Annotated in this window: 16 protein-coding genes; 6 read left to right on the forward strand and 10 right to left on the reverse strand. The window is 63.3% G+C overall.

All coding sequences use genetic code 11. The features are described from left to right. Positions 1–40 precede the first annotated feature (40 nt). Complete coding sequence (locus tag ACSFBF_RS22790; protein ID WP_435470912.1) at positions 41–3649, forward strand: ABC transporter ATP-binding protein/permease; 3609 nt, start codon at positions 41–43, stop codon at positions 3647–3649. Positions 3650–3791: 142 nt separating this feature from the next. On the opposite strand, the gene ACSFBF_RS22795 is transcribed toward ACSFBF_RS22790, so the two are convergent. Beyond that, positions 3792–4769: a Bug family tripartite tricarboxylate transporter substrate binding protein gene (locus ACSFBF_RS22795; RefSeq protein WP_435471255.1), complete on the reverse strand. Its 978-nt coding sequence runs from the start codon at positions 4767–4769 to the stop codon at positions 3792–3794. A 144-nt stretch (positions 4770–4913) separates the two neighbouring features. On the opposite strand from ACSFBF_RS22795, the gene ACSFBF_RS22800 reads away from it, so the two are divergent. The 3 genes from ACSFBF_RS22800 (at position 4914) to ACSFBF_RS22810 (ending at position 10517) form a co-directional block, all read left to right on the forward strand. After that, the gene (locus ACSFBF_RS22800; RefSeq protein WP_435470914.1) at positions 4914–5045 is read left to right on the forward strand and encodes a hypothetical protein; all 132 of its coding nucleotides are present in this window, start codon (positions 4914–4916) and stop codon (positions 5043–5045) included. A 284-nt stretch (positions 5046–5329) separates the two neighbouring features. Continuing rightward, positions 5330–9931 carry an RHS repeat-associated core domain-containing protein gene (locus tag ACSFBF_RS22805; protein WP_435470916.1) on the forward strand — a complete coding sequence of 1534 codons (4602 nt, stop codon included), beginning with the start codon at positions 5330–5332 and terminating at the stop codon, positions 9929–9931. A gap of 4 nt (positions 9932–9935) precedes the next feature. Next, positions 9936–10517 (forward strand): hypothetical protein, encoded by a 582-nt coding sequence (locus tag ACSFBF_RS22810; RefSeq protein WP_435470918.1) that lies wholly within the window; start codon positions 9936–9938, stop codon positions 10515–10517. 29 nt (positions 10518–10546) lie between these two features. On the opposite strand, the gene ACSFBF_RS22815 is transcribed toward ACSFBF_RS22810, so the two are convergent. The 5 genes from ACSFBF_RS22815 to hppD all read right to left on the reverse strand — a co-directional run bounded on the left by ACSFBF_RS22815 (position 10547) and on the right by hppD (position 14944). Beyond that, positions 10547–11524 (reverse strand): MBL fold metallo-hydrolase, encoded by a 978-nt coding sequence (locus ACSFBF_RS22815; RefSeq protein WP_435470920.1) that lies wholly within the window; start codon positions 11522–11524, stop codon positions 10547–10549. Between the two features lie 14 nt (positions 11525–11538). Then, a complete protein-coding gene (locus ACSFBF_RS22820; RefSeq protein ID WP_435470922.1) occupies positions 11539–11967 on the reverse strand; it encodes a RidA family protein in 429 nt (142 codons plus the stop codon). Between the two features lie 61 nt (positions 11968–12028). Then, positions 12029–13279 (reverse strand): acyl-CoA dehydrogenase family protein, encoded by a 1251-nt coding sequence (locus tag ACSFBF_RS22825; protein ID WP_435470924.1) that lies wholly within the window; start codon positions 13277–13279, stop codon positions 12029–12031. Next, the gene (locus ACSFBF_RS22830; protein ID WP_435470926.1) at positions 13276–13767 is read right to left on the reverse strand and encodes a flavin reductase family protein; all 492 of its coding nucleotides are present in this window, start codon (positions 13765–13767) and stop codon (positions 13276–13278) included. Before ACSFBF_RS22830 ends, ACSFBF_RS22825 begins: the two co-directional genes overlap by 4 nt. A 133-nt stretch (positions 13768–13900) precedes the next feature. Then, positions 13901–14944, reverse strand: coding sequence for a 4-hydroxyphenylpyruvate dioxygenase (gene hppD / locus ACSFBF_RS22835; protein ID WP_435470928.1), 1044 nt, complete (start codon positions 14942–14944; stop codon positions 13901–13903). 103 nt (positions 14945–15047) lie between these two features. On the opposite strand from hppD, the gene ACSFBF_RS22840 reads away from it, so the two are divergent. Together ACSFBF_RS22840 and ACSFBF_RS22845 are read left to right on the forward strand one after the other, a co-directional pair. Next, positions 15048–15524 carry an Lrp/AsnC family transcriptional regulator gene (locus ACSFBF_RS22840; protein ID WP_435470930.1) on the forward strand — a complete coding sequence of 159 codons (477 nt, stop codon included), beginning with the start codon at positions 15048–15050 and terminating at the stop codon, positions 15522–15524. A 34-nt stretch (positions 15525–15558) separates the two neighbouring features. Then, positions 15559–16260, forward strand: a complete 702-nt coding sequence (locus ACSFBF_RS22845; RefSeq protein ID WP_435470932.1) for a Crp/Fnr family transcriptional regulator — start codon at positions 15559–15561, stop codon at positions 16258–16260. 23 nt (positions 16261–16283) lie between these two features. Here ACSFBF_RS22845 and ACSFBF_RS22850 read toward each other — a convergent pair whose 3' ends face one another. Genes ACSFBF_RS22850 through ACSFBF_RS22865 form a run of 4 tightly spaced genes read right to left on the reverse strand, consistent with a single transcriptional unit; the run spans position 16284 to position 21199 of the window. Next, positions 16284–17657: an amidase family protein gene (locus ACSFBF_RS22850; RefSeq protein ID WP_435470934.1), complete on the reverse strand. Its 1374-nt coding sequence runs from the start codon at positions 17655–17657 to the stop codon at positions 16284–16286. Next, positions 17658–18425 carry an ABC transporter ATP-binding protein gene (locus ACSFBF_RS22855; protein ID WP_435470936.1) on the reverse strand — a complete coding sequence of 256 codons (768 nt, stop codon included), beginning with the start codon at positions 18423–18425 and terminating at the stop codon, positions 17658–17660. Continuing rightward, positions 18422–20164: a branched-chain amino acid ABC transporter ATP-binding protein/permease gene (locus ACSFBF_RS22860; RefSeq protein WP_435470938.1), complete on the reverse strand. Its 1743-nt coding sequence runs from the start codon at positions 20162–20164 to the stop codon at positions 18422–18424. Before ACSFBF_RS22860 ends, ACSFBF_RS22855 begins: the two co-directional genes overlap by 4 nt. 9 nt (positions 20165–20173) lie before the next feature. After that, the gene (locus ACSFBF_RS22865) at positions 20174–21199 is read right to left on the reverse strand and encodes a branched-chain amino acid ABC transporter permease (protein ID WP_435470940.1); all 1026 of its coding nucleotides are present in this window, start codon (positions 21197–21199) and stop codon (positions 20174–20176) included. Position 21200 lies beyond the last annotated feature (1 nt).

Genomic DNA, 21200 nt, shown 5'->3' on the forward strand with positions numbered 1-21200 from the left:
GCGGATGCGTGACCATCGCGGCTTCGCAGGAAGCATCGACATGTACTTTGACATCAGGCTATGGCAATTGACCGCGGGACTGCGCTTGCGCATGGCGGGCAGCATCTTCCAGGGGTTGCTGGCGCTGGCGGCCGGCATCGCCCGCTACGTATTCCTCGGCCAGTTGCTGGCGCGTGTGTTCGAGAGCTCCCCCGTCAACGACTGGGTCGTGCCGGCCGCCTGCGTCGGCGCCATGGTGCTGCTGCGCGCCCTGTTCGACCATCTGCGCACGGTGCAGGCCAACCGTTGCTCGGCCGATGTGCAGCAGGCGCTGCGCGCGCGGCTGTACGACCGCATCGTGGCGCTGGGCCCGGCCTGGTTCGCCAACCAGCGCACCGGCGGCCTGATGCTGACGGTGGTGGACGGCGTGGAGCAGTTGCAGACCTTCTTCGGCCAGTACCTGCCGCAGGTCGTCATCGCGGCCGTGGCACCGTTCGCGATCTTCGCGGTCGTCGCCTTCTGGGATGTACCGACGGCGCTGGTGTTTCTGGCCGCGGCGCTGTTCGCGCTGTTCGGCCCGATGGCCGTGCACATGCTGGACCGCCGCGCCAGCCTGGCGCGCAGCCGGTCCATGGATGAATTCGGGGAGGAATTCCTCGATGCGGTGCAGGGCCTGCCGACCTTGAAGTCCTACGGCCAGGGCAAGGCCTGGGGGCAGCGCCTGGCCGCCCGCGCCCGCAAGCTGTCCGACAGCACCTTCTGGGTGCTGGCGGTCAGCCTGCTCACGCGCGGCATCAGCGACCTGGGCGTGGCGCTGGGCGCCGCGCTGGCGCTGACGGTGGGTGCCTGGCGCGTGGCGGCCGGCGACATGAGCGTGGAAGCCCTGCTGATCGTGCTGATGGCCGGCACCGAGATATTCCGCCCGCTGCGCGATCTGCGTTCCGTTCTGCACCGGGGCATGCTGGGTCAATCCGCCGCGGCCGGCATCCACGCCCTGATGGATGCCCGGCCGGCGACCGCCGCACCCGTGCCCCAGGCGACAGCCGCGCAGGCACGCCTGGACCCCACCATCGAATTCGACGGCGTGGCGTTTTCGTACTCGCCGCAGCGTCCCGCCCACCGGGGCCTGTCGTTCCGCGTCGCCGCCGGCGAACGCGTCGGCATCGTGGGCCCCAGCGGCGCAGGCAAGTCCACCATCGTGCGCCTGCTGCTGCGCGAGTGCGTGCCGCAGGCCGGTGCCATCCGCGTGGGCGGCCACGACATCAACGGCCTCGAGACGCAGACGCTGCTGAGCCAGATGGCGCTGGTCAGCCAGGACATCACCCTGTTCCACGGCACCATCGACGACAACCTGCGGCTGGGGCGGCCCGATGCAACCCACGAACAGGTGCGCGCCGCGGCCCGCGTCGCCAACATCGATGACTTCATCATGGCGCTGCCGCAGGGCTACGCCACCCACATCGGCGAACGCGGCCTGCAGCTTTCGGGGGGCCAGCGCCAGCGCGTGGCGATCGCGCGCGCCCTGTTGCGCGACGCGCCCATCCTGATCCTGGATGAAGCGCTGTCCTCGGTGGACACCGAGAACGAGGCGCTGATCCAAGAGGCGCTGGACCGCCTGATGGCCGGGCGCACCACGCTCGTCTTGGCGCATCGCCTGGCCAGCATCATCGGTGCCGACCGCTGTCTGGTGTTGGACCAGGGGCGCGTCATCGAGCAGGGCCGGCACGCCGAACTGATGCGCCAGCAAGGTCTCTATCACCGCCTGATGCACGAACAGGCCCTGGACCTGAGCACCACCTCCGCCAGCGCCCCGGCGCCTGCTGCGACGCCGGCCGCCTTGCCGTGCGCCTCCGGCGATGGCGATGGCGATCCAAACCCGGCACCGCGCTTGCTGGACGCCGACGCCGACGCCGACAAGGTCGGCTGGAAGGCCACGCTGGCCACCCTGTTGTCGGTGGTTCGGCCCTGGCGCGGCACCCTGGTCGCCACGATCCTGCTGGGCGTGGCGCGCGTGGCGGCTTTCATCGGCGTCGGCGTGCTCAGCGCGCTGGTGGTGGCCGCGATCCGCAACGACCGCGACACCTCGGCGCTGATCATCGGCCTGCTGGTCGTCGCGCCGCTGGCCGCGCTGTTCCATTGGCTCGAGTCCTGGCTGGCGCATGCCATGGCCTACCAGTTGCTGGCGGACATGCGCATCAAGCTCTACGACAAGCTGGAGCGGCTGGCTCCCGCTTATCTGCTGCAGCGGCGCTCCGGCGATCTGGTCGCGCTGGCCACGCACGACGTGGAGATGGTGGAGTACTTCTACGCCCACACCATCGCCCCGGCCATCGTCTCGGTCCTGGTGCCGCTGTCGGTGCTGGGTTTCCTGGCGGTGTACAGCTGGCCTGTCGCCTTGGCGCTGCTGCCGTTTCTGGCCTACGCCCTGGTGTCGCCCATCCATGGCAGGCGCAAGATCGACGCATTGGGCGATCGCGCCCGCCACGCCCTGGGCGAGATGAGTGCCCATACCGCCGAAACCATCCAGGGGCTGGTCGACTTGACCGCCTTTCAGGCCACCGGCCGCCGCCGTGAGCAATTCCTCGAGGTTGCAGATCAGAGCCGCTCCCGGCGCCTGGACATCCTGCACGACCTGTCGCGCCAGACTGCCTGGTTCGAGGTCGCCATGGGGTTGGGTGGCCTGGCTGTTGCCGTGGTCGGCGCATGGCAGGTGGCCACCGGCGCCTTGTCCGCCGGCATGCTGCCGCTGCTGGTGCTGGTCGCAATGGCCACTTTCCTGCCGGTGTCCGAGATCTCGCAGGTCAGTCGCCAACTGGCCGATACCATCGCTGCCACCCGCCGTTTGCACGTGGTCAACAACGAACCCGAGCCGGTCGTCGACGGCCCGCTGCCCCCGCCGGTGTCGACCCACGGCCTGTCGCTGGCTTTCGAGCAGGTCAGCTTCGCCTATCCCGGCAAGACGCAGGACGCCCTGCGCGACCTGAGCTTCACCGTCCCGGCCGGGGCCACGGTGGCCGTGGTCGGCGCCTCCGGCGCGGGCAAGAGCACTGTGGCCAGTTTGCTGCTGCGGTTCTGGAACCCCCGCCAGGGCACCGTCAGAATCGATGGCGTGGACCTGCGCCAGCTTCGGCTGGATGGCCTTCGCGAACGCGTCGCGCTGGTGTCGCAGGACACCTATCTGTTCAACGACACGCTCGAAGGAAACATCCGCCTGGCCCGTCCCGACGCCAGCAGCGAAGAACTGGCCCTGGCGCTGGAGCATGCCGCCCTGACGGCCGTCGTGCAGACCCTGCCCGACGGCTTGGCCACCCGCGTCGGCGAACGCGGCATGCAGTTGTCCGGCGGCCAGCGTCAGCGCATCTCGATCGCCCGCGCCTTCCTGAAGAACGCACCGGTACTGATTCTGGATGAGGCCACCTCGCATCTGGACACGCTCTCGGAAATGCAGGTGCGCGGCGCGCTGGACGTTCTGATGCGGCACCGGACCACGCTCGTGATCGCCCACCGCCTGTCCACCATCCGCGACGCCGATCTGATCCTGGTGCTGGAAGACGGTACGCTGGCCGAAGCCGGCACGCACAGCCAGCTGTTGCGCAAACAAGGCATCTACTCGAAGCTGGCCAGCCACCAGGGCACGGACCTGACGCAACCGCAGCGGGTACAGGCGTGAAGGAAGATCGAGCCGCAGGCCATGAGTGGCAACGCGGCTGCCTTGGTTCATCGAAGAGGTCTACAACGCCAAGCGGAATGCGCCGATTGGTGCCTTGATCACTTCAGCGAGCGTTGATGCCCCTGAACCTCGGCAGGCAGGACTAAAGCTTGATCCCCGCCGCCTTGACAGTCGGTCCCAACACGCTCACCTGATCCTTGACGAAGTCGTTGAACATCGCAACGCTTTCAGGCTTGGCCACGATGCCCAGCTCAGTCAGTTTCCGCTGGATTTCCGGCATCACGAGAACCTCGTTGCATGCCGCGTTCAACCGCATCACCACGTCCGCAGGCAACCTAGCAGGACCCGACAAGCCGAAAAAGTTCTCGAGCACCAGCTTCGGTTGCTTGAGTTCCACGATGGTCGGAACGTCCGGCATCAGCGGCGAGCGCTGCGTGCTGGTCACGGCCAACGGCACCAGCTGACCGCTCTTGAAGAAGGAAACATAGGACGTGATCACGTCGATGCCCACCGGGATGGTGTTGGCGATCAGGTCGGTCGTCATGGGGGCACCGCCGCGGTACGGCACGTGCACCATGTCGATCCCCGTCGTCTTCTTGAGCAGTTCGCCGTAAATATGTCCGATCGAGCCGGGCCCTCCGGAACCGAAATCCATACGGCCTTCTTTGCGTGCGACCGCTTCGAATTCGGCGTACGTCTTGATGCCCGACGGCTTGCTGGCCATGATGACGAGCGGTGCGGCGCCAAGGTATGCGACGTGGCTGAAACCAGTCACCGGGTCGTACGGCTGCTTCTCTAGCGTGAACGGACCGAGTGCGACAGGCGTGGTGTTCGACAGCATCAGCGTGTAGCCGTCGGGCGCGGCCGAAGCGACCTGCGCCCCACCGATGGTGCCGCCCGCGCCGGGCTTGTTGTCGACCACCACGGGCTGACCCAGCTTCTTTGTCAGATGCTCGGCCATCAGGCGCGCGAGCACGTCGCTCGAGCCGCCTGGAGGAAACGTCACGATGATCTTGATGGCCTTGTCGGGCCATTGGGCGAATGCCGGAAGAGCCGCTGCGGCGGCGCCGGCGGCGAAGAGCTGCAGCGCGGTGCGTCGCGTGGAGCGAAAGTGGGTCATGACATCCTCGACGGCAGTACGGATGACCCCGCGTAGCAGGAAGCGGGCCCAGCGAGACTCCTGGATCGACCGCATCGCCAATCGGGAGCGGCTTGCCATCGGTGCAGTCGACATGGCGCGCCTCGCGCAAACCATCGATCTCTGATGACACGCCTCAAGCAACTGGCCCTTTCCCCGGCCTCGCAGCGCGCGTTCCTTGTCGTGGGCACGATGACACCGATCGGCTGGCCGGCGCGACGCAAGGTCGGTACCCGCGATCAACCCGATGAGGCTTGAACTCCGATGTCCGCGCACTTTCCGTGGGGCACCCGACAAGCCCATGTCAATTCACACCGCTCGACCTGCCCACCTTGAGGGGGCAGTCCCAAGTGGGGGGGCGGATTGGACCAGCTTGATCTGCGCATGCGCAGTGCCAGCGGCGCAACTCGACCAAAAAAATAGAGACAAAACCACCCAATTTCTCCTTGATCCGCCATTAGTTTCCTCATTGCTGGCCGTGCTGCTTCCTGAGCGGGCTGTGCGAATCAACAACAAGCCCGAAGCGGCCCGAGGAGAAGAGCATGAGCGCTTGGCGCCGGGGGATGCGTGCGTTTGGAGTGGGGGCGATCTTGTGGGTGCAGGCCGCATCTGGCCAGGCGCAGTTCATCGATGCGAACTGCAGGCAGTTCATTGCCACCGGCAACATGAACTGCGAGCTGTCACCCGCGAGTTTTTCGGGATGGGCCTATTCCACCGGCTACGCCACCGGTGCCACCGAAGACGAGGCGATCCAGAACACGCTGAGTGCTTATTTCGGCAGCAGTTCGAGCGTCTGCAATGTGGCGTACTTTACGGACGCGCAAACCGTGTCGGTCTACGACGGCTTTGTCAATTCGAATCAAGCCATCGGCACCAAGCGAAAGCTCTCGTTCCAATGGGGCACCTTGTCCAACGGCGTGTGTTCCGGTGTGCAGGTCGGCGCCATCTTCACCATCACCGGAATACGCACGGCGGATTGCAAGACTGGCTGGTCCAAATACTGGGACTCTCCGCACGCCAGCAATTTCTGCGGTATCTATTCGGCTCCGTTGCCTGCCGAGCCGTCCTCCGCTCTTTCCTGCCGCGCGCCGCAAGCAAACGTCGGCATGACAGGTCTTGCCGACGGCGAAGCCTTCGGCAACCCCCTCGTGCCTGCCACGGCCGAGAAGCTCCAGAGCGAGGCGGATTTCGTCGATGGCGGCCCGGCACCCCTGAGTTTCGTGCGCACCTATCGCAGCAACTGGGCCAACAGCAGCGCCATCAGCCACGACGCTACGAGCCTGGGCACGGCGTGGAGCCACAACCATGCCACCCGACTGAACGCCGTCACCGGCACCATCAGCCTGGTCACCCTTACAACGGGAGAAGGCTATGTGCGCTTCTTCAAGCGTGCCAGCGACGGCGTGAGCTGGCAGGCCACAAATAGCGTGGATACGCTCGTAGCCACGGCCAGCGGAGGCTGGACCTACCGGCGCGCCGATGACGACGCCACGTTCAACTTCAATGCGGCCGGCCTGCTGCAAACGCTGGTCGCACGCAACGGCTGGACGACCACCTACCTCTACAACAGTGCCGGTCAACTGGCCTCCGTCAGCAACGGCCTCGGACGCACCCTGACCTTCGCGTACGACGCGGCGGGCCAGCTGCAGTCGCTCACCACGCCGGACGGGCGCACCGTCAGCTACAGCTACGACGCGTCGGGCCGTCTCGTCACGGTCACCGCCCCCGACGCGACGGCGCGCACCTACCTGTACGAGAACACCTCGTTCTCGCAAGCACTCACGGGCATCACCGACGAGGTTGGCGTGCGTTTCGCCACCTTCGCCTACAACTCGCTGGGCCAGGCAACCAGCAGCGAGCATGCGGGCTCGGTGGCGCTGTACCAGGTCAGCTATCCATCATCCACGACAGCCAAGGTGACTGACCCGCTGGGGACCATGCGCAGCTACACCTTCAGCACAGTGGCCAACCGGCTGAACATCGTCAGCGCCTCCAGTCCCGCTGCGACGGATGTGCGCGATGCGGTCTCCCGCACCGTGGATAGCAACGGCCTGGTGACCGCCGAGTCGGACTTCAAGTACGTCCCGACGCGCAGCGTGACCTGGGACACGGCCCGGCGCCTGCCGTTGACCGTCATACGTGCGCCAGGAGCGACAGAAGCACAGAGCGTGGCCATTCAGTGGCACGCGACGTTGGCCTTGCCCGTTCTGGTCACCGAGTCCGGACGTACCACGGCATGGACCTACGACGCGAACGGCAACGCGTTGTCGCAGACGATCACCGACACCAGCTCGACGAGTTCCTCCGCGCGCACCTGGCAGTGGACCTACAACGCCCAGGGGCTGGTAGCAACCGAGACCGCACCCAATGGCGCGGCCATCAGCTACACCTACGATGCGCTCGGCAACCTCATCCGGACAGCCAACGCACTCGGCCAGACGAGCAGCTACGCCTACGACAGCGCCAATCGCCTGGTGAGCACGAGCGCCCCCAACGGGCTGGTGACCGCCTACACCTACGACGCCCGAGATCGCCTGTCGACGTACACGGTGGGCGGCCAGCAGACCACCACGCTGAGCTACAACGTCACGGGCACGCTTGCCACCCTGAGCCTGCCGACCGGCCTGGCGTTCAGCTACGCCTATGACGCAGCGCATCGCCTGACGGGCTGGAGCAACAATCGCGGCGAATCCGGTAGCTTCACCCTCGACAGCATGGGCAATCGCACTGCCGAGCAGATTCGGGACGGTGCCGGCAACGTCGCCTGGACGAGCGTTCGCGCGATTAACGCGCTCAACCGCCTCTCGGCCAGAACGGACGGGCCGAACCAGGCAAGCGCCTTTGGCTACAACAACAACGGCGATCTGGTCACCGAGACCAACGGCTTGAGCCAGAGCACGCAATACAGCCTGGACGTGCTGCGCCGCGTCACGTCCATTGCCAACGCCGCCAGCGCGAGCGCCAAGCTGGCCTACAACGCACAGGATGCGGTGACGGCGGTCAGCGACTTCAAGGGAGTAGCCACGACCTACGCACGCGACGCGCTGGGCAATGCCACCAGCGAGACCAGCGCCGATGTCGGCACCGCCAGCACCCAGTACGACAACCTCGGCCTGCCCAGCCAGATCACCGATGCCCTGGGCCAGGCGACCACCATCACACGCGATGCATTGGGCCGGCCCACGGGACTGGTCTTCGCCGACGGCAAGACCACCACCCTGCGCTACGACCTCACGGCCAACAGCAAGGGGTATCTGTCGGAGATCGTCGACCGCAGCGGCACCACCGAATACACGCGCGACACCTTCGGTCGGATCACTCTCAAGAAGCAGACGCTGATCAATGGCAGCGTGCAGCAGGTCAGCTACGCCTACAACCCCAACGGCACGCTGGCGAGCATCGGCTACCCCAACGGCGCGGTCCTCTCCCACCTCTACGATGCGACCGGGCGCCTCACGGGCCTGAACCTGAACGGCAACGCGTTGGTCAGTGGCATTGCCTGGAACCCGCTGGGGCAGCCCACCGCGTGGACCTGGGCCTTTTCGAGTCCGGCGACCAGCGCCAGGCGCAGCTACGACACAGCGGGGCGCATGACCGCCACCGACTTCAGCAGCTACGTCTACGACGCGGCAGGGCGCATCATCAGCCTGACCCAGAGTCTCTACCAGCCCGGCGACAGCGATGCCACGCAGAGCACCATCGCCAGCACCAGCGTCACCTGGAGCGGTGGATACAACAGCGTGGGCCGCCTCGTCAGCTTCAACGCCACGGGCAACACAGCCAGCTTCGGCTACGACGCCAACGGCAACCGCACGAGCAGCATCAGGGTCGCCAGCGGCCAGAGCACGAGCCGCACCTACACCGTGGGCTCAGGCGTCAACCGGCTCACGGGATTCACGCAGTCGATCAACAGCGCAACCAGCACGAGCGTCACCTACGCCTACAACGCCAACGGCGACCTCGTGAGCGACGGACTGCGCACCTATGGCTATGACGCTGAGGGGCGCTTGAGCAACGCGACGACCGGGGCCACCGATGTAAGCCCGACCACGCGCTATGCGCACAACGCGCTGGGCCAGCGGGTGTTCAAGACGGAACCGCTGTATCCGGCCACGCAGGGGGACGAAAACGACTCGGGCTTCATGGCGAGCCTGATCGCATTCTTCAGGCAACTGTGGAGCCCGACGACCGCAACGGCCGAGCAGCTGGGCTATGCCTATGTCTACGACGAGCAGGGCACGCTGATCGCCGAGGTGGGCAGCGGCGGTACGAACAGCGCGGGTGAGGCTCAGTACATCTATCTGCCCACGGCTGGCGGGCCGATGCCGATTGCGGCTGTGATCAACGGCACCACCTATGCGGTGCACAGCGACCACCTGAACACCCCCAGGAAGCTCACCGATGCGAGCGGACAAGCGGCTTGGCAGTGGAGCTACAGCGCGTTCGGGGAAGACAAGCCGACGTTGGCGAAGTACCGCTTTGCCAATCTCGATGTCACGCCGAGCCCGGGCACGACCAGCATCTCCGAAGTGAAGTTCAACCTGAGGTATCCGGGCCAGTATGCGGATGAGGAGTCGGGGCTGTTCTACAACGGCTTCAGGACCTACATGCCGACCATTGGGCGGTACACGCAGGGCGATCCGATTGGACTTGACGGGGGATGGAATCGGTTTTCTTACGCGAACAACAATGCGCTTTTCTATACTGACGCACTGGGTCTTCAGGGTGAAGACTATCAGCTTGAACCTGTTCCCGATACCCCGGCACTCAGAGCAGCTGCGGCCCTTCTCCAGCAATTGGCCGATAAGGCGGCAACCAATGTGGATGCAACTTGTGGCTTGAAATGCAATCTTCCTTGGATTCGCGGCACGTTGGTGCACAGCGAGTTCAAACGTCTTGTGGACACCACGTGTCCGGCATCACAGTACGCGACTGAGATCAGCTACAAGGATGGCGGGCTCGTTTCTTATGGCACCGAGGGTTCGTCCAGGGCCGATGTCGTCTACGGCCCGCTGAACGCTCCGACTGCTGTCTATGACTTGAAGACTGGCTGGGCCTACATGAGCATTGGACAGGCCAAGGCATATGGGGCCAATCTGCCCGCTGGAACTCCCTTCACAACCATTCGACCGGCAGGTCGTTGAACCAATGAACAAACGTTTGATAGCGCGGTTGATGCAGGCGCGTGTGCCTGGGCTGCGAAATTCGGGGGTGTATTTCTTCCGGGGCGACTTCGAGCACATCCTCACCGGAGCGGTTCTCGAGTATGTGCCGAGGGGTCTCTATGTCTGGAACTTCCGGTTCCCGTTGTTTGATTTCTTTTGTCCCCACCTCACGTTCAGCGATCGCTTGCAGGTGCACCCGTTCATCGGAAAAGAAGAGATGTCCGAAGAAGCCATCGTCGATTTCGTCCTGTCCTCCCCTGAGGTGCGAAGCGCCTTCGGCGCGGCCTCGCCGATGGGCCTGCCGGAATTCGTCCAGTACCTGGAGTCGGACGGCATGAGAAACCCGCATGGGCGACTCATCTTCGCAGCGGCGTTGGTGCTGCTGGGCCAGGAGGCGCGTGCGACTGAGTTGCTGGACGAACTTCCGCCGGTCCTGCACCCGACTGACATTCCACGTTGCAATCGGCTGCGGACCAGCCTTCGGCAGGGGCCTGAGGCGGCGCGTGCGCTGCTGGAGCAGGTGCGGCAAGAAAATTTGCGCGCGTTCGGTGTGGGCGTCGATTGAATGACGGGGCGAGCCATCCGGGCAGTCGTTCAGCCTTCGAGTGCACTCCACATCTCGATATCGCGTTCTGCCGTCCAGATGCGCGGATTCACATGGCCCGTGGCTTCGTCGTAGGCGCGGGTCACATCGAAGGGCATGCAGTGGTCGAAGATCACCCAGTGGCCATAGGTAGGGCGCAACGCGGCGACGGCTTCCTTGTAGATGACGTTGAGCGACTTGCCCAACGCCACACCGTTGTTCACCAGCGTGTAGACGTCGGAGATGAAGGCGCGCGTGGAGGCGATGGCCTTGCGCACGTCGGCCGCGTTCTCCAGTGCGGCGCCACGGCCGGGAACCAACTTCTCGAAGCCGAAGCCAGCGAGACGGTCCAATGTGGTGGGCCAGTCACGAAAGTAGCAGTCGCCCGCATAGGCCGTACTCTGGTATTCGACAAGGTCGCCGGCAAAGCAGATCTTCTGGTCTTCGAGATAGGCGATGGTGTCGCCTTTGGTGTGTCCGCGGCCGACTTGCGCGATCTTCACCTCGAGCGTCTTTCCGAGCCACACGCTCATGGTGCCGTCGAAGGTCATGGTGGGCCAAGTCAGGCCAGGTGGGACCGATTCGACATTGCGGAACAGGCGCGGAAAGCGGCCGATCTCGCTGGCCTTGTCCTGCTCGCCGCGCTCGACGATCAGGTCGTAGGTGTCACGGCTGGCAATGATCTGTTCGGCACCTTCCTTGAAGTACGCAGACGCGCCCAGTACGCGCACCGCGTGGTAATGACTCAGCAGCACATACTTGATGGGCAGGGGGGTCAGTTCGCGGATGCGGCGGATCACATCCTGCGCCATCGCGGGTGTGGCCTGTGTGTCGACCACCATCACGGCCTCGTCGCCGATGAAGACACCCGTGTTCGGGTCACCCTCGGCGGTGTAGGCGTAGGCGTTTTCCGAGAGTCGGGTGAACGAGACCTTCTTTTCCTCGAGGTCGGCTTGGCTGGCGAAGACTTTGATACTGGGGGTGCTCATGTCGGTTCCCGCGCTCAGCTGCCAGACTTCTTGTTTGCCGTGCTGGCAACAAGCTTGATTTCAACGATCAGTTCCTTGCGAGCCAGCGCAGCGATTCCGAGAATCGTCCAAGCCGGAAAGTCGGAGCGGATGAACTGCTCCTTGACGGCGCGGAAGTCACCAAGCGTCTGTTCGAGGCCCACGTGATACGAAACCAGTTCCACGACATCCGTGAAGTCCAGTCCGAGGCTTTCGAGGATGGCGCCCGCGCGCTCGAACGCGACCTGGATCTGTTCTTTCGGATCGGAAGGGATCGTGCCATCGGCACGCAGGCCGATCTGACCAGCGATGAAGACCAGTCCGTTTGCAGTGACGGCAGGAGAGTACTGGAACAGGTCGAAGATCTTGTTGCTGCCGAATGTGGGGTGGCCTTCGGCGAGGCGGTGGCGTTCGATGTTGCTCATGATGATTTAAGGCTAAGTTGTGGTTGAGGGGTGAAAGAGGAGTGCGTCTATCTGCTCGGCGTCAGATTCGCGCCCCAGGAGGCAGAGGCAGATTCAGCAATGCGCGTCCGAGCAATTCCGCAGACGGATTGATCTGCATGAGGAAATGGGACGCCATGGCGTGCATGTCCCGGAAGCATCGTTCGATGGCGCCGTTGGGCAGCAGGCTGCCGCCGAGGCTGCGCGCCAGCTTGTCCCCGGCGTCGAGTGCGACATCGCAGATGGTCGCGCCGTCGGTGCGGTACTGGGCGCGTTGTTCGATGGTGAAGGGCTCGTTGCGGGCTGCCTGTTCGTACATCTCATCGACGTTGCTCAGTAAGCGGTCGAAGGCCATCTCGATGCGGCTGGCCGCCTTTCCGAGTTCTGCCAGGGAAAAGCGGTCTTCGGTCTGCGTTTGCTGCAGCCCTGCCGGAATTCGTGACTTGATTGCTTCACGGTACAGATCGAGCATGCAGGTCGCGGCGCCAACAACGGCCGCCGCGACGGACATGACCAGCAAGCTGGTGTGCGGGATCTGATACATCGGATCCTTATTTCGCTCCTTGCCCGGTGCCTTGCCGGCGGAAACCTGCACCCAGTCGATCGCGCGATGCGTCGGCACAAAGGTCCGCTCGAGGTAGACGTCCTTGCTGCCCGTTCCGCGCATGCCCATCGTGTTCCAGCTGTCGTGATCGATGGTGAAGTGCTCTTTCGGCACCAGCATGAGCAGCAACTCGCGCCGGTCATTGGTCTTCACTTCGACGAGCGTTGCCGCCCAATCGGCCATGTCGATGCCGGACGCATAGGTCCACTTTCCCGTCAGTTCGAAACCGCCCTCGACGCTGCGAGCCTGGACACCACGACCGACGTTTCCGGTCAGCGCCAGGACAACCGCGTCCTTGCCGCCTGCGAAGACCTCGTCCTGCGCCGCCGGAGGGAACATGCCGGCCAACCATGGGTGCAAGCCCGCGAGGCTGAGAATCCAACCTGTCGCCGTGTCTGCGCGGGTGACCTCTCGAGCGACCTTCCACAGCACCGAGGGACGCATGCCATAGCCGCCGTTCTCAGCCGATTGACAGATCTTGAAGAACCCGCGCGCTCTCAATTCAGCCGCAATCTCGCTCGAGACGCATTTGTTCTGGTCGTGAACTCTCCCCATCTCCTTCAGGCGCGGCGCGAGATCCACCGCCGACTGGACAAGGCTTTGCGCAGATGGCGGCGCAGAACGCTCGGTGGAGAAATTCGCCAAGGCAGGTGTGGCTTGCATGCTGGCCTTCAATGCCTGGTCGCTCACAGCGCCAGCTCCACGTTGGAATATCTGCCGGCCGCATACACGAGTGCTGGAGCTGGCGGTTCCATGGAGTTCATGCCTCCAACGGCGCCGTAGACAACCGTGTGGTCTCCCACGCGCTGCCATTCGGAAACTTCGCAGATGAATGAGGCGTTGGCACCATGGAGAATGGGGACCCCGCGCTCGAAGGCCCACGTTCCAGGTGCGCCCTTGTCGGGCTTGCCGCCGTAGTACTGGGAAACGGCGTCTTGTCCGGAAGAGAGAACGTTGACAGAGAACTCGCCACACTCGCGCAGTATGGGGAGCAGCGAGCTCTCGTTGCGGATGCAGCAGAGCAAAAGCAGAGGGTCTAGGCTGACGGCGGTGACTGCGCTTGCAGTCATCGCGACGAATCCGGCCGGCGCGGTCTCGTGGGAAACCGCAATGACCGTAACGCCGGTCACGAAGCGGCTCATGAGTGAGCGGAACTTGCGTGTGGAGATGTCTGACATGGTGAGCCCCAAGTGAAAGATGGCGAACTCAACTCTATGTTTCGACCCCGGAATTCGTCTGTATAGCGAGATACGGAAGGGCTCGAAAGTGCAATGAAGACGTCAAGGAACCCTACGCAACCTGATTTGGAACTCATTCGTTCGCTTGCAACGAGCCTCGCTTGACCTGATCGGTCTCCTGGCTCTCGAACAGCGCCTTGAAATTCCCCTCGCCAAAACCGTCCTCGCCCCGGCGCTCGATGATTTCGAAGAAAACGGGACCAATCTGTCTGCGGGTGAAGCGCTGCAGCAGGATGCGATCGCTTCCCTTGCCATCCACCAGAATGCCGCGCTTGCGAATCGACGCCAGGTCCTGGCCATGGCCCGGCACGCGTTTGTCGAGCATGTCGTAATACACCGCAGGCGGTGCATCCATGAATTCAACGCCATGCCGCTCCAGGAAATCGATGGTCTTCTCGAGATTGGACGACAACAGGGCAATGTGCTGAATGCCCTCGCCGTTGTAGTCGCGGATGAATTCGTCGTTCTGATTCAAGACGCCGGGCTGATCGTGAGCCGCTGCTGCGATGGGGATGGAAACCTTGCCGCAAGGGCTCACCATCGAGCGCGCACGCATGCCGGTCATCTTGCCTTTGACATCGAGATATTGCTTTTGCGTGAAGTCGAATGTGTTCTTGTAGAAGTCGGCCCACAGGTCGAGGTTGGCCGGGCGCACGATGTTCGAGGTGTGGTCGATCGCGATGATCGACGCGTCTTGCTGCTCCATTGGCATCGCGTAGGGCGCGGAATATTCCTCGGCCAGCGATCCACTCACGAAGTAGACCAAGCTGCCACCGATCCCGATGATCGCTGGCGCTTCGATCGCAAATGCGCCCTCTGCGTCGGGAATGGCCTCGCTCGCGCCACCGCTGAGCGCTTGGCTCAGCGCCAATTGCGCATCGTCCACCTTGATACCGATGGCACGGACCGATGTCCCATGAACGTCGCGGAAAGGATTGGGCGCGGGGTTCACGATGAAGCTCGCTCCGTTCTGCTGCATCAGCACCGCCGATGTTCTGGGCGATTGGCCAACGGCCTTGAAGCCAAATTTTGCGAACAACGGAACGAGCTCGTCCAAGCTCGTGCACACGAACTCGACGAAGGAAAAACCATCGGTGGTGACTTGATTTCGGTTCATGCTTGGACTCACAATATCGTTAGCGAAGGCTAAATTTTCCGGTCGATATCAATGAAGTGGTCTTTGCTAATTAAAGCGACGTGCGACTGAAGGAGCAAAATTCTTGGAAACGGCAGAGCGAAACTTTCTTGACTCGATCGACCTGAAATTGGTCCAGTTGCTGCTCGTCGACGGGCGGGCATCTTTCAAATCGTTGGCCGCCGAGGTGGGCCTGACCGGTCCTGCTTGCGCAGAGCGTGTTCGAAAGCTAAAGGAGCGCGGCGTCATCACGGGCTACCGCGCGGAGGTCGACTGGGCCAAGCTGGGCTTCCCGATCGATGCGGTCATCCGAATTGGCGCCGCGGCGGAACAGGGGCAGAGCTTGCTGAAGGCGTTTCGGGACACTCCCAACGTCATCGAAGTGCTCAGGGTCACGGGCTCCGACAGTTATGTCCTGCGCGTTCTGGTCCGGTCGAGCCAGCAGCTGGAACAGGTCATCGACAGGATCGGAACCTACGGCACCGTCACGACTTCACTGGTGCTCTCGGCCCCCATGCGCCAGGCGGAACGCAGCGCCTCCGCCATGCTTGCAACCCACTGAGCTCCCGGATCCGCAATTCACGTACGCAACCGCCATGGAAGAGCCCATTGAATCCGGACGTTCCGCCGAGGCGAAGGCGGAGCTGACCACCACCTGGCACATGGACGAATGCCATGCGAATGTGTTTTTGGCAGCGGAGCACTTGGGACGGCGCAGGCTGGTGACCAAGGGCTCGACCCTCTACCGTCAACGGGACATCAGCTCGGTCTTCCATTTCGTGGTCAAGGGGCGGATTCAGGTGTCCGTTTTTCAACAGGATGGCACCGTGTTCATCCTCGAGGTGATGGGGCCCTGGTCCATCTGCGGCGAAGGGGCTGCGATCGATTCCCATCCGAGGATCGCAAGTGCGGTTGCTCTGGAAGACTGCGAGCTCATCGAGTTCGACTTTCACAAGATCAAGCAGGAATTCGCTTCGCATCCCGACCTTGCAGTGGCATTGCTCCACGTGGTGGCTACCAAGCAGCGCGTGCTGGGCATGAAGATTCAATTCATGGCGATGCCCAAGCCCGAATTGCGTATCGGCGAACTCCTGGCAAGACTTTCCGAACTTTATGGAAAGCCGGACGAGGAGGGCATCTTCATCAGCATCCTGCTCACTCACGACCAAATCGCGGCCATGACCGGCACAAGCAGGGTCACGGTGACCCGCGCGCTCACTCGCCTCAAGCAGGAGGGCGTCATCACGAACCGCGGACGCCGTTTCTGGGTGTTGGACAAGGCGCGCCTCTGCATCTAGTGCGCTGTCCCGCGCCGCGCAGATCAGTCTCCGACGAGCCTCACGGGAAAGAACGGCTCAAGCCATTCGCCGATGCTGAACAACACATCTTCCCGGCCTTTCGCTGCAACGAACTGCACGCCGATCGGCATGGCCGAACTTCCGGGCCATACCGGGTAGCTGAGCGCGGGCACATGTGAAACATTGAAGGCCGGGGTGTATGGATTCCATGACATCCAATCGTCGCTGGGCCAGTCGGCGGGGGTGTTCCGGCCTGCGGCGAAAGCGCTGATCGGCATCGTCGGCAACATCAGCACGTCGATGTCATCGAACAGCGCATGCAGCGCGTTCGCACGCACATCGCGTTGCTGCATCAGTTGCATGAGATCGGAGAACCTGCAATCCTCAAGGTCGCTGACAAAGCGAATGAGTCCTGGGTCCAGGCGCCAGCGCTCGTGCTCAGGAACGGCTTTCACTGCCGCTGAGCAGCCCACGCGGTAGAGAAGCTTGCCCACTTCGGACGCGCCGCGCACGTCATAGTCGACCTCCTGTACCTGGAATCCACCGGCTGTCAGCTGGGCAAGTACAAGCTCCATGCCTGCCTTCACGTCGGCATGGCTGTCGTCCCATCGGTTCGACTTGAGAAGCCCGATGCGCAGTACTTTGGCATCGCCCGGCTCGCGCATCTCAGCAAGACCCACGGATGTCCAGTCGAGGCCGCTGGGCCCGGCGATGGTCGAGAGCGCGTCTCGCAGTTCGCTCATGCTGGCGGCCAACGGCCCGCTGTGGACGACGTTGAGAAATGCGCTGGGCAGTGGCGTTGCGGGAATGCGCCCGAACGTCGGCTTGAGTCCGATGACACCTGCGAACGCCGCAGGAATCCGCACCGATCCGCCCGCATCGCTCCCGATGGAGACACGCGTGACGCCAGCGGCGACAGCTGCAGCACAGCCACCGCTGCTCCCGCCAGGCGTGAGATCGAGATTCCAGGGGTTTCTTGTGATGCCGAAGCCGGGGCTGTCGGTCACACCCTTCCAGTTGAACTCTGGCGCGCGCGTCTTGCCAAGGACCACGGCACCCGACCGTAGAAGGCGATCCGCGAATACAGCACTCATGGCCATGGGATCGGACGTCGTGGTGAGAGATCCACGACGCGAAGGCCATCCCTTGACCGCCACGAATTCCTTGACGGTGATCGGTACACCATCGAGCGGCCCGAGCGCAGCGCCGGCTCGCCAGCGTTGTTCAGACGCGGCCGCGGCCGCAAGGCTGCGTTTGCGGTCGATCAATGCAAACGCATTCAGCGATTCATCGACACGCGCTGCGTGCTCGAGGGCAGACTCGGCGACTGCAACGGGGGAGAGTTGTCTCGAACGGTATTTCCGACGCAGTGCGTCATAAGACAGGCGGTGCAACATTCAGATCGCCTTCTCGGTGTTCGAAGCGGTCTGGCCGACACCCGCTGATTTCTTCGAGGATCCCAAGTAGATCTCCTTCAGATGTGGATCGTTCAGCAGGTCGTTACCGCTGCCTTGCTTGATGATTTTTCCGAGCTCGATGAGGTACGCGCGATCAGCAGCGCGCAACGCCAGGTGGGCGTTCTGCTCGACGAGCACCACGGTCAGGCCTTCTTGTTTCTTCAGCTCGACGATCACGTTCATGATCTGCTGCACCACCAGGGGCGCCAGGCCGATGGACGGCTCGTCGAGCAGGAGAATGCGCGGCCTTGCGATCAGCGCGCGGCCGATCGCAACCATCTGCTGCTGGCCGCCCGACAGCGTTCCGGCGAGCTGGTTCTTTCGCTCCTCTAGTACCGGGAAGAGGCGATAGATACGCTGAACCTCTTCGCGAAACGAAACCTTCTTCCTGTTGCCGTAGGTGCCGATCTGCAGGTTATCTTCAACGCGCATCGATCCGAAGAGCGAGCGCTTCTCGGGCACCAGATACATGCCCATGTGCACGCGCTCCTCGACCGGGACCCGGCCCAGCGACACGCCGTCCAGCGCCACGCGGCCGGATTCCGCCGCCAGCGCACCCATCACGGCCTTGAGCAGCGTTGTCTTGCCCGCGCCGTTCGCGCCGATCAGGGACACGAGTTCGCCCTGCTGTACATCGAAGCTGATGCCGTTGACAGCTTTCACCTGGCCGTAGGCCACGCACAGTCGTTCGACAGACAGCGCACTCATGAGGCCACTCCAAGGTAGGCATTGATCACGGCGGGATCCTGCTGCACGCATTCAGGGGTGCCCGATGCCAGCAGGGCGCCGTAGTTCAGAACGAAGATGTGATCGGCGCAACCCATCACCAGCTCCATGTCGTGCTCGACGATCAGCACGGTCATGCCGTTGTCGTCGCGCAGCGATTGCAGGAGCTTCGAGAGATGCGCCTTCTCGGGCGCACGCAGACCCGCCGCCGGCTCGTCGAGGAGCAGGATGTCCGGCTTGGCCATGAGGGCGCGCGCAACTTCCACGAGGCGCTGGCTGCCCAGCGGCAAGGATCCGACAGGTGTCGTCTCGGCACCGACGAGACCGACGCGACGAATGACGACCAAGGCTTCGCCGATCAGTCGGGTTTCCTCTGCTCGATCTCGCCCCAACGCCGCAGTCAGGATGCCCGATCGGCCGCCGTTGTAGCCGCCGATGAGCACGTTCTGCAACACGTCGAGCTCCTGAACCAGCTGCACATGCTGAAACGTTCTTGCAATGCCGCTGCCGACAACCTGATCGATCCCGAGTCTTAGCGGGGCACCGTCGAGCGTCACATCTCCGTGGGTTGCGGGGAACATCCCGGTCATCAAGTTGAAGAGCGTTGATTTGCCTGCGCCATTCGGACCGATGAGTCCTGTGATCTGTGCGGGAGGGATCGCAATGGACACATCCGACAGGGCGGTGAGTCCGCCGAACTTCTTGGTCAGGCCCTGCACGGTGAGCGCACTGCGCCTGGATCGATGCGATGCAAACGGGGCATTGCCCGAACTCGGAACCTTCACGTCGCTGCGAAGCTTGATCCAGGTGAGCAGGCCATCGGGCCAGCGCAGCAGCGTGACGATCAGCACCGCCCCGAAGACCATGGTCTCCAGCTGGCCCGGAATGCCCAGTTGCGTCGCGATCAGGTACTGCGCCGTCAACTCCAGGAGCGTGAAGAAGATGACGCCGAGGATCGGACCCAGGGGATGCGCCACGCCGCCCAGCACGACCATGATCAGCAGATTGAACGAGGTCCCGATCGAGAACGAAGAAGGGCTCAGGAACTGCATGTAGTACGCATACATCGAACCGGCCAGGCCCGCGAGTGCGGCAGACAGCACGAAGATCTGCGTCTTGATGGACGCGACATCGACGCCGAAGGCCGCGGCCATCGTGCTGTTGCTCTTGAGTGCGCGAGCAACCCGGCCTATGCGCCCGCGATAGATGCGCAGGAAGCAGAACAACACCAACGCGACGACGACCCAGATCAGAAGGGCCATGGCGCGCGTCTCCAGGTGCAGGCCACCGACCCGCATCGCAGGCACGTTGTCCAGGCCGGAGGCGCCGCCCGTGATGTCGATGGCTGCAACGAAACACACTGAGATGGCCATGCCGTACGCGAGCGTCGCCAAGGGAAGGTAGTGCCCCTTCAAATGAAGCGTGAGCTTCCCGAGGCCATAGCCGATCAGGGCGCACACTGCGACTGCGGCCGGAATGGCCGCGAGCGGCGGCAGCCCCGCTTTCGTCGTCAGCAGTGCTGCACCGTACGCACCCAGGCCGAGGAAGGCCGCGTGTCCGAGCGAAAGTTGCCCTGTCGCAAGGAGGAACGCAAGCCCGAGGCACACGATGGAATTGATCCCCGCAACGGCGATAAGGCCGACGTAGTACGTCGAAGTCGTGGCCAGCAGCACGAGGATGATCGCCGTCAATGCAGCGATAAAAGATTGCTCTCTCTTCATTGTTTGCCTTCAGTGCGAGTCCAGGTCGTCGCTGTATCTGTTTCGCCAGAGAAGAATGGGAATCACGAGAGAGAAAACCAAGGCATCTCGAAAGGAGCTGCTGAAAAAAGAGGAAAAGGACTCGAAGATCCCGACGGAGAAGACGCCGGACAGTGCAATCGGATAGTTGATGAGCCCGCCCATGGCGGCGCCCACGAAACCCTTGAGCCCGACGACGAATCCCATTTCGTAGTTCGCGGTCACCAGCGGTGCCAGAAGCATCCCGCTCAGGCCGGAGAACGCGGCAGCAATGAAGTAGCTCAGCCGCCCTACAACCCCCACAGGAATACCGCAGTACTGCGCACCCTCCCGGTTGATCGAAGCCGCACGCAGCGCCTTGCCGATCAGGGTTTGCCGGAAGAAAACGAACAGGGCCAATGTGAGAACGATCGCGGCGGCCAGGATGATGATCGACTGCATCGCCATATCGACGCCACCCAGGCTGACCCTCTCACTGCTGATCGGGCTGATGGTCTGGGGATCAGCGCCCCAAAGAAGCAGTGCGAGCGGATGCAGGATCAAGGAAACGCCGACAGTGCAGATGAGCAGGACAACTGGTGGGTTGCCTGGATTGGGCTCGACGGTGAACCGATAGACGATGGGCCCCATCGAGGCCACCAACGCGAGCGCAGCCAGCATCTGCAGTGCCATCGACGATGTCTTTTGCGCGAGCACGGCGAGCGCAATGAGCACCGCCGCGGCCGCAGCGTACCGGGCCAGCGTGCGCAACCAACTGCGCTTTGCGACCACCGCACCGCGAATGTCGAGAAGCAGCGAGACAAATCCCGCCCCCGCGACAACATAGAGCACCGGCGCCAACGTGCCCTGGGCAAAACTCGCGAAACTCAGTGCGCCAAAAGTGACGTACTCACCTTGGGCAACGTTGACGACGCGCGTTGTCGTGTAGACCAGGATGAGGGACAGGCCAACGAGCGCGTAGACCGCCCCATTGGTCACGCCGTCGAGGCTCAGGAACAGTGCGGAGTACCAATCCATG

The organism is Variovorax nivicola (genome assembly GCF_051216475.1).
Lineage (GTDB): Bacteria > Pseudomonadota > Gammaproteobacteria > Burkholderiales > Burkholderiaceae_C > Variovorax.